Annotated in this window: 7 protein-coding genes, 18 tRNA genes, 1 rRNA gene and 1 pseudogene; 1 reads left to right on the forward strand and 26 read right to left on the reverse strand. The window is 40.2% G+C overall.

Going from position 1 to position 8,038, the window contains the following annotated elements; translation table 11 throughout:
• Positions 1 to 215 (forward strand): annotated as a pseudogene (locus JX304_RS04805) (hypothetical protein); the annotation flags it as partial.
• Between the two features lie 34 nt (positions 216 to 249).
• On the opposite strand, the gene srtB reads toward JX304_RS04805, so the two are convergent.
• The 26 genes from srtB to rrf all read right to left on the reverse strand — a co-directional run bounded on the left by srtB (position 250) and on the right by rrf (position 7,951).
• Positions 250 to 1,098: a class B sortase, LPKTxAVK-specific gene (gene srtB, locus JX304_RS04810; protein WP_205011502.1), complete on the reverse strand. Its 849-nt coding sequence runs from the start codon at positions 1,096 to 1,098 to the stop codon at positions 250 to 252.
• A gap of 89 nt (positions 1,099 to 1,187) precedes the next feature.
• The gene (locus tag JX304_RS10745) at positions 1,188 to 1,889 is read right to left on the reverse strand and encodes a hypothetical protein (protein WP_239649408.1); all 702 of its coding nucleotides are present in this window, start codon (positions 1,887 to 1,889) and stop codon (positions 1,188 to 1,190) included.
• 173 nt (positions 1,890 to 2,062) lie between these two features.
• Positions 2,063 to 2,203, reverse strand: coding sequence for a hypothetical protein (locus tag JX304_RS04820; protein ID WP_205011503.1), 141 nt, complete (start codon positions 2,201 to 2,203; stop codon positions 2,063 to 2,065).
• Positions 2,204 to 2,251: 48 nt separating this feature from the next.
• Positions 2,252 to 3,226 (reverse strand): ribose-phosphate diphosphokinase, encoded by a 975-nt coding sequence (locus JX304_RS04825; RefSeq protein WP_205011504.1) that lies wholly within the window; start codon positions 3,224 to 3,226, stop codon positions 2,252 to 2,254.
• A gap of 179 nt (positions 3,227 to 3,405) precedes the next feature.
• Positions 3,406 to 4,647, reverse strand: coding sequence for a peptidoglycan hydrolase PcsB (gene pcsB / locus JX304_RS04830; protein ID WP_205011505.1), 1,242 nt, complete (start codon positions 4,645 to 4,647; stop codon positions 3,406 to 3,408).
• 93 nt (positions 4,648 to 4,740) lie between these two features.
• A complete protein-coding gene (gene mreD / locus JX304_RS04835) occupies positions 4,741 to 5,241 on the reverse strand; it encodes a rod shape-determining protein MreD (protein WP_205011506.1) in 501 nt (166 codons plus the stop codon).
• A gap of 1 nt (position 5,242) precedes the next feature.
• Positions 5,243 to 6,061 carry a rod shape-determining protein MreC gene (mreC, locus tag JX304_RS04840; RefSeq protein ID WP_205011507.1) on the reverse strand — a complete coding sequence of 273 codons (819 nt, stop codon included), beginning with the start codon at positions 6,059 to 6,061 and terminating at the stop codon, positions 5,243 to 5,245.
• A gap of 62 nt (positions 6,062 to 6,123) precedes the next feature.
• Positions 6,124 to 6,211: transfer RNA gene (locus JX304_RS04845), tRNA-Ser, on the reverse strand.
• A 4-nt stretch (positions 6,212 to 6,215) separates the two neighbouring features.
• Positions 6,216 to 6,289: transfer RNA gene (locus tag JX304_RS04850), tRNA-Ile, on the reverse strand.
• A 35-nt stretch (positions 6,290 to 6,324) separates the two neighbouring features.
• A tRNA-Gly gene (locus tag JX304_RS04855) sits at positions 6,325 to 6,395 on the reverse strand.
• Positions 6,396 to 6,411: 16 nt separating this feature from the next.
• Positions 6,412 to 6,484, reverse strand: a tRNA-Phe gene (locus JX304_RS04860).
• A 3-nt stretch (positions 6,485 to 6,487) separates the two neighbouring features.
• Positions 6,488 to 6,561: transfer RNA gene (locus JX304_RS04865), tRNA-Met, on the reverse strand.
• A 12-nt stretch (positions 6,562 to 6,573) separates the two neighbouring features.
• A tRNA-Ser gene (locus JX304_RS04870) sits at positions 6,574 to 6,663 on the reverse strand.
• 10 nt (positions 6,664 to 6,673) lie between these two features.
• Positions 6,674 to 6,747 (reverse strand) — tRNA-Ile (locus tag JX304_RS04875).
• 16 nt (positions 6,748 to 6,763) lie between these two features.
• Positions 6,764 to 6,837 (reverse strand) — tRNA-Met (locus tag JX304_RS04880).
• Positions 6,838 to 6,843: 6 nt separating this feature from the next.
• Positions 6,844 to 6,917: transfer RNA gene (locus JX304_RS04885), tRNA-Pro, on the reverse strand.
• Positions 6,918 to 6,936: 19 nt separating this feature from the next.
• Positions 6,937 to 7,010, reverse strand: a tRNA-Arg gene (locus JX304_RS04890).
• Between the two features lie 36 nt (positions 7,011 to 7,046).
• Positions 7,047 to 7,120: transfer RNA gene (locus JX304_RS04895), tRNA-Arg, on the reverse strand.
• A gap of 19 nt (positions 7,121 to 7,139) precedes the next feature.
• A tRNA-Leu gene (locus tag JX304_RS04900) sits at positions 7,140 to 7,225 on the reverse strand.
• Between the two features lie 7 nt (positions 7,226 to 7,232).
• Positions 7,233 to 7,304, reverse strand: a tRNA-Gly gene (locus tag JX304_RS04905).
• Positions 7,305 to 7,327: 23 nt separating this feature from the next.
• A tRNA-Thr gene (locus JX304_RS04910) sits at positions 7,328 to 7,400 on the reverse strand.
• A gap of 17 nt (positions 7,401 to 7,417) precedes the next feature.
• Positions 7,418 to 7,499: transfer RNA gene (locus JX304_RS04915), tRNA-Leu, on the reverse strand.
• A 6-nt stretch (positions 7,500 to 7,505) separates the two neighbouring features.
• A tRNA-Lys gene (locus JX304_RS04920) sits at positions 7,506 to 7,578 on the reverse strand.
• A 24-nt stretch (positions 7,579 to 7,602) separates the two neighbouring features.
• Positions 7,603 to 7,675: transfer RNA gene (locus JX304_RS04925), tRNA-Asp, on the reverse strand.
• 2 nt (positions 7,676 to 7,677) lie between these two features.
• Positions 7,678 to 7,750: transfer RNA gene (locus tag JX304_RS04930), tRNA-Val, on the reverse strand.
• An 85-nt stretch (positions 7,751 to 7,835) separates the two neighbouring features.
• Positions 7,836 to 7,951: ribosomal RNA gene (gene rrf / locus JX304_RS04935) — 5S ribosomal RNA — on the reverse strand.
• Between the last annotated feature and the right edge of the window lie 87 nt (positions 7,952 to 8,038).

Here is an 8,038-nt window from a genome sequence, read left to right on the forward strand (position 1 = left end):
CCATCGCTCAAGCCACCTACGACGGACAACAATTGGGAATTAAAAAAGGGGTTAAACAGGGGATTGAACAGGGAATTGAAAAAGGAATTCAAAAATCTAAAACGGAGATGGCAAAAGCCATGTTAAAAGACAAACTGGATATTTCCTTTATCGCCAAATACACTGGCTTAACCAAACAAGAACTCCAACAACTTACCCAAACTACTCACATATAACAAAAAGGCCTAGCACTGCTAAGCCTTTATTTTTTTATTGTTGGCCACGTGTTGCCACATATTTCAATTGATCAGCATGTTTTGCCACAAAATCCTTCATTTCTGAATCAGGAATTTGACGAAGGTAGAGGTTAGAACGAATGGTTTCATCCTCTTCACGACAAGTTGACAATACTAAATACTTATCAGTCGCTTTGATCTTCATATTAGGATTCTTCGTACGAGCTGACTCATAGATATTCTTCAACTGAGTGGTGAAATCTTTATCATCAGTAAAGCTTGTACGATAGAAAGCAGTGTCCTCAGGGACAATGACCAAGCCCATCGCTTCATAGTAGTATTTCCGCTCTGGTGTCTCAATCACGACATACGGATGTTGATCAAAATACTCTTGTTTGTCATAGTAGTTGACATCGTTAAACATGCGGTGGTCGCCGACCTTACTACCACGAGCATGACCAAATAGCCATGTCAAACGATCACTGAAGTCTTTCTTGTTATCCATATCCATGAAGACTGTTCCCATGTATGGCTCATTCCCACCATCAAACGTCTTATTCAAATAAGTTTCATTATCTGTAGTTTGTACAACAGGTTCATCCAACTCAGTACCTGGTGCGTAGACATAAGCAATTGCTTCAGGGTTAACAGCTGTTAACTGAGCAAAACGATTTTTCAAGTAATCTTTTTCTTCTTGACTAGGTTCATATTTGGCTGCTTGCTTGGTTGAACTTGTTCCAGTTGTCTTTTTTGCCGTGCTAGATGACTTACTTCCTCCAAAAGGATTAAAGAAAATAAATCCAGCAACAAGCACAACAACTGCAACAAGAGCAGCAATCACAAGGCCCAATTTAGTTGAACTTTTTTCCCCAGCTCTTTTCATTCAATTGATCTCCTCTTGATGATTTTTTCTAAAAAATAACACTGAACCCGAAGGTCCAGTGATATTTTACGAGCTAATTAATAATCAAATTATTTAGCTGCGCTTGTTTTTGGAAGAGCTTTACCAGCTTGAGCTGATGATGCTTTACCATCTTTAGCTGCTTTAGCCACTTTTTCAGTTTTTTGAGCTTCTGATTTAGCTTCTGATTTAGTTTGGTTGTTGTCAGAAGCTTTTACTTCTTTAGAGTTTGTGTTGATTGTTGCAGCACGGTCATCCAATTTGTATGGAAGTGTTACTGAACCGTTAGTGTACATATCAGCAGTAACTGTTACTGAACCAGTAGCTGTTACAAGTTCTTTAAAGTCTGTAGCAGTAGTACCTACACGGTATTCTACAACTTCACCTTGGTTGAACAAACGTGGAGCTTCAGCATCACCACTTTGGTCAGTTACAGCAGAACCAATTGCAAAACCATTCAACATAAAGTCAATAGTTGCACCTGGAACTGGGCGTCCACCACCATCAAGAACAGTTACACGAACATGTTTGTTTGTATCAGCTGTTTTCACAGTGATTGGGCCATTTGTTTTACCAGAGATAACAGCTTCAGAAGTAGCGCCAAAACGGTTGTTGTCACCTTTGTCTGTTTCAGCAGCTGGTGTTTTAACTTCTGATTTAAGACGTCCATCTGGTGTGTAAGCTCCAAATGTATCTGGACCTGTTGCAAATGCTGGTGCTGCTGCTGCAAATACTGCAAGAGCTGCTACTGATGATAATAAAACTTTTTTCATTGTTTTATCTCCTTTTTTCTTTTCAAAAATTATTCGTTACTTCGTAACTATGACTAGTATACTAGGATATTCTTCCCATGTCAAGACTTTTTCTTTAAAAATTTAAAAAAATTTTAAGGTTTTGATCTATTTGAAAGATGAAAGTACGAAAGCGTAACGTTTCTAAACGAATCCTATTTTACCACTTCATTTTTAGGTAATCGTTTCTTGGGCAAACTAGGATCCGCCTTTGCTTCTAATTCTTTAGCTGCTTGAACCAATTTTTTTCGTTTCTTTTCTTTTTTTAGATCTTTCAACCATTTAACAATTTCCATATATTTTCTCCTAAACAAAAGAGGCCTTTAGTTTGGCCTCCTCATATCTTAACTCTTTTTCGCATTTCCTGTTTCAAACAAAGGTGAAAGAGGACGATTTTCATGAATACGCACAATTGCTTCAGCAAGGAGTTTGGCAATTGAAATTTGCTCAATCTTATCAATCAATCGACCTTCCGATAGATAAATCGTATCCAATACAACCAGCTTCTTAATGGCTGATTTTTGAATGTTGTCCATCGCTGGGCCTGATAAAACTGGGTGAGTACAGCTTGCATAAACCTCTACAGCACCCGCTTCTGCAAGGGCATCCGCCGCATGACAGATTGTACCAGCTGTATCAATCATATCATCAATCAAAATACAAGTCTTTCCTTCAACACTCCCAATGATATTCATGACTTCACTCGTATTCATCTTATCGACACTTCGACGTTTATCAATAATCGCTATCGGTGTCTTCAAAAATTCTGCCAACTTCCGAGCACGAGTCACACCACCATGGTCTGGACTGACAACAACATAGTCTTTTCCAATCATCCCGCGACGTTCGAAATAGTCTGCGATCAAAGGCGCCCCCATCAAGTGATCCACAGGAATATCAAAGAAACCTTGAATCTGAGCGGCGTGCAAATCAATTGTCAACAGACGATCAACTCCAGCAACCTCAAGCATATTGGCTACCAACTTAGAAGTGATCGGTTCACGAGCTCGAGCTTTCCGGTCTTGACGAGCATAGCCATAATACGGCATCACTACATTAATAGATTGCGCACTAGCCCGTTTCAAGGCATCTACCATAATCAAAATTTCCATTAGATTATCATTAACCGGTGAGCTAGTGGATTGCAAAATATAAACATCTTTCCCACGGATTGATTCTTCAATATTAACCTGAATTTCTCCATCAGAAAATTGACGAACCGTTGACTTTCCAAGCGGTAGTCCCATTTCACGAGACACACGTTGAGCCAATTCTTGATTTGACGACAAAGCAAAGAGCATTAAATCAGAAAATGACATGATTTCCTCCAGTAAAATCTAAAAACCATATTGTACAGTCAGCACAAATTTCTCCTGTAAACATTTTATCGCTTTTTAAACAAATATTCAAATATTAATTTATGGAAATTACAAAATCTATCACTACCTAAATTCACTCAAAAAAGAAGCAGAACAAATGTTCTGCTTCAGTGTAATTCTTAGTTTGGATAGATATAAGTAACAGTTCCTTGTGCTGTTGTTGGGTTAAACCAACCACGGTAGTTACCAATACTACGGATACCATTGTAGTTAGACTCAGAGACTTGGATACTTGTTGTAGATTGAACAGCTGTAACGACTGCTACGTGTCCATATCCACCATCATTCCAACATGCAATAGCACCAACTTGTGGTTGAGATCCTGTACGGAATCCTGCTGCTGCTGCACTTGCTGCCCATTGTCCACCATTACCCCAGTAATCACCTGCCCATGGAGCCAATGTCTTCGCACCCCAAGTACATTCACCTACTGGATAAGAAGAAGCAGATGAGCTGTATGTAGGACGAGAAGTAGTAGCTACTGGAGCTGCAGCTGCTTGAGTTTGAACAGCAGGTTGAGCTGCTGCTTGAGTTTGTGCAGCCGCTGGTGTTGCAGCAGGTGTTTGAGCTGCTGCCTGAACTTGCGCTTGAAGAGTTGTATTAGCAGAAGCTTTTACAGCTGCTTGTTGTTCTTTTTGTTTTGCACGGTAAGCTGCTTCAGCCGCTGCCGCTGCTGCTGCTGCTTTTTCAGCTTCAGCTTTTTGTTGCAACAAAGCATTCTTTTCGTTTTCAGCAGTTGATTTTTCAGCAGCCAAGTTCAATTGTGCTACTTTCAACTCAGCTTCTTTTGTTGACAAAGCTTGCGCATCATCTTCTAATTGCTGTTTGTTTGCAATGACAGTATTGATAGCATCGTTGTTTTCTTTTTGTTTTTGTGCAATGTCTTCTTTATCACGTTTTTGCTCTTGCAACATTTTGTTGTTAGCATCTGCAATTTCATTCATAGCAGAAATACGTGAGATAGCTTCTGTCAAAGATCCAGAGCTAACAATCGCATTAATATAGCTTGTTGCAGTCCCAGTTGTTTGAGCACTACGTGCTTGATTTGCAAGTGATTCTTGACGAGCAACAATATTTTTTGACAACTCATCGATCTCAGCAGATAATTTTTCAGATTCGTCATTCAAACGATCATTTTCAGCCTGAAGATCTGCTTGTTGTTTCTTGATTTCAGATACTTGGCCTTGAATTTGATCTACTTGAGCTTGCGCACCTTGTTGTTGTTGATTAATACTATTGATTTTGTTATCTTGAGCAGCAATCTTATCATCTGTCGAGTCAGCTGATACTCCAGCTACAACAGAACCTTGTGATAAAGCTACTGTACTCAATAAGATTGTGGCAAATAATTTTTTCTTCATTAGATAAATTTTCCCTTTCTAATAAGACACTAACTAGTATAACAAATTTTTTGAAAATTTATATTACGCTATTGTTACATTTTTATTTCGAGTTTATAAATAAATCTTTTCAAGTAAAGGCTGCAATACGATCAATAGCAGCACATTCAAAATTAAACTTGGTGCAATTTGGTAAATAATTAGTGTGACCCAGTTGAATTTTATACCAATAAAAAGAATCAAAAGAAGATTGGTTAAAAACTGAAATAATAGAATCGTTAATAAAAATGTAAAAAAACGAGTCAATCGATTGACCAAAATAATTTGATTACACCGATAAAAAATCACCTGTATTAAAGGGAAGACTAGGAAGGCAATTCCTATAGTGTGAAAAAAATACACATCAAAACAAAAACCAAAAAGGATTCCCCACCAAATACTAGCTATCTCCGAGAAATAGAGACTCAATAACATAAAACCATATAGAAATAAAAATGAAGTAGGTTCAAATGGGTCTGGACAGAAACGAGAAATAAGAAAAGAGATTTGCCCGTCAACAAATAAAAATAAGAATAAGATTAAAGGGAAAAAATAGTACTTACGTATGACTTTCACGCTACTCTCCAATCAATAGTACATAACGATTGACATCTAAATTAGCCTTTGGTTTCACACGAATTTCTTGTCCTAACTGATCAGATGCCTTTTGAGTAGAAGTCACCGTACCAAGAGGTAAGTCACTACTCTTGTATTTTCCTAAGCCACTTGTTGAAACGAGTGATCCTTTTTTAATTTCAATTGGATCTCCAATTTGCAACAACCGAAACTCACCCGTCTTCTCGTCATAACCATTTAATAAAGCAAAAATAGATTGACCTTGACTCTCAATTTTAAACGTCAGGTGTTGTGATGAAATAGTATCTTCGACTAATAATTTCACTTTACTAGAATGCTTCTCTATACTTTCTACCACACCAATGACACCACCAGATGAAAGAACAAACATGGAATCAGAAATTCCATCCGAACCACCCTTATCAATAACAAATTCCTGATCCCAAGAACCGTAATTACGGTCAATAATCTCACTAACAATTTGTTTAGAACCAGACACAGAATTTTTGATAGCCAACAAATCTTTTAATTCTCTATTTTCTGATTCCAAACGACTAAGTTTTGACTGGTCAATATCCTTTTCATAAAGACGTGATTTCAAGGAGCGGTTTTCATCATTCAATTCAGATAAATTTTTTAAATCTTTTGCCTTAGATTCCACAAGAACAAATGGTACCGATACCACCTTATCAACCATAGCTAATAGATCAGAAGATTTTAAAACAATCGAAGTTCTAACAGATGGAAAAAGAAATAAAATTCCTGAAACAGTTAAAACAAATACAAAACTAAAAATTTTAAAAAAACGATTCAAGAACATAGACAAAACCTTCAAAAATATAAAAAATAGTTTGAGATAACATCTCAAACTTCGAAATTATACGGAGAATGGGGGATTCGAACCCCCGCGCCAGTTACCCGACCTAACGATTTAGCAAACCGTCCTCTTCAGCCTCTTGAGTAATTCTCCAAAATGGGCACGAGTGGACTCGAACCACCGACCTCACGCTTATCAGGCGTGCGCTCTAACCACCTGAGCTACGCGCCCAAGTTAAAAACTTGGTAAATTGAACAATCGTTCAAAGCGGGTGACGAGAATCGAACTCGCGACAACAGCTTGGAAGGCTGTAGTTTTACCACTAAACTACACCCGCTTATTACTAAAAGGAATGGCGCGAGACGGAATCGAACCGCCGACACATGGAGCTTCAATCCATTGCTCTACCAACTGAGCTACCGAGCCAAATTGCGGGAGCAGGATTTGAACCTACGACCTTCGGGTTATGAGCCCGACGAGCTACCGAGCTGCTCCATCCCGCGATAATATAAATAAGGAGGATGTGGGATTCGAACCCACGCACGCTTTTACACGCCTGACGGTTTTCAAGACCGTTCCCTTCAGCCGGACTTGGGTAATCCTCCAAGATAATAATGGACCTTGTAGGACTTGAACCTACGACCACTCGGTTATGAGCCGAGAGCTCTAACCAGCTGAGCTAAAGGTCCGACAAGATCAACAATATAGCGGCGAAGGGGATCGAACCCCCGACCTCCCGGGTATGAACCGGACGCTCTAGCCAGCTGAGCTACACCGCCATAATATCGGGAAGACAGGATTCGAACCTGCGACACCTTGGTCCCAAACCAAGTACTCTACCAAGCTGAGCTACTTCCCGATCTAAAGCTTCCGCTTTATGCACCCTAGAGGAGTCGAACCTCTAACCGCCTGATTCGTAGTCAGGTACTCTATCCAGTTGAGCTAAGGGTGCTCGTTATTATTCAATTATTACATAGCCTTGCGACCATGCACCCTAGAGGAGTCGAACCTCTAACCGCCTGATTCGTAGTCAGGTACTCTATCCAGTTGAGCTAAGGGTGCTACTTTCAACCTTCGTCTATGCCGAGGACCGGAATCGAACCGGTACGATCGTTACCAATCGCAGGATTTTAAGTCCTGTGCGTCTGCCAGTTCCGCCACCCCGGCCTCCTCAAGCGAACGACGGGATTCGAACCCGCGACCCCCACCTTGGCAAGGTGGTGTTCTACCACTGAACTACGTTCGCATTGCTTTCTTTATATAAAAAAATGCCGGCTACATGACTTGAACACGCGACCCTCTGATTACAAATCAGATGCTCTACCAACTGAGCTAAGCCGGCTCATTATTATTCTCTTATGCGGGTTAAGGGACTTGAACCCCCACGCCGTAAAGCGCCAGATCCTAAATCTGGTGCGTCTGCCAATTCCGCCAAACCCGCAAAATATGACCCGTACTGGGCTCGAACCAGTGACCCATTGATTAAAAGTCAATTGCTCTACCAACTGAGCTAACGAGTCTTAAAATAATTTTCATTATCTTAACGGTCCCGACGGGAATCGAACCCGCGATCTTCGCCGTGACAGGGCGACGTGATAACCGCTACACTACGGGACCTATGGGAGTTAACGGGATCGAACCGCTGACCCTCTGCTTGTAAGGCAGATGCTCTCCCAGCTGAGCTAAACTCCCTTATGGTCGTTTAACCTAATTGTATTTCAATTCCAACTAAGCTAAACTCCCAAATGAGCCTAGTATCTACTAGGCTCAATCTCTTGCTAAGCGACTACCTTATCTCACAGGGGGCAACCCCCAACTACTTCCGGCGTTCTAGGGCTTAACTGCTGTGTTCGGCATGGGTACAGGTGTATCTCCTAGGCTATCGTCACTTAACTCTGAATGTTTAAACATTCAAAATTGAATATCTATATTCTAACAAATTTCTAAACCTCTGTAAATATCCTCAGTTAATTTGGATAA

It is taken from the genome of Streptococcus parasanguinis (genome assembly GCF_901875555.1).
Classification (GTDB): Bacteria; Bacillota; Bacilli; order Lactobacillales; family Streptococcaceae; genus Streptococcus; species Streptococcus parasanguinis_H.

Bases quoted from the DNA above. Each gene is read 5' to 3' on its own strand.
- srtB (WP_205011502.1), bottom strand. From the start codon at position 1,098: ATGAAAAGAGCTGGGGAAAAAAGTTCAACTAAATTGGGCCTTGTGATT.
- JX304_RS10745 (WP_239649408.1), bottom strand. From the start codon at position 1,889: ATGAAAAAAGTTTTATTATCATCAGTAGCAGCTCTTGCAGTATTTGCA.
- JX304_RS04820 (WP_205011503.1), bottom strand. From the start codon at position 2,203: ATGGAAATTGTTAAATGGTTGAAAGATCTAAAAAAAGAAAAGAAACGA.
- JX304_RS04825 (WP_205011504.1), bottom strand. From the start codon at position 3,226: ATGTCATTTTCTGATTTAATGCTCTTTGCTTTGTCGTCAAATCAAGAA.
- pcsB (WP_205011505.1), bottom strand. From the start codon at position 4,647: ATGAAGAAAAAATTATTTGCCACAATCTTATTGAGTACAGTAGCTTTA.
- mreC (WP_205011507.1), bottom strand. From the start codon at position 6,061: ATGTTCTTGAATCGTTTTTTTAAAATTTTTAGTTTTGTATTTGTTTTA.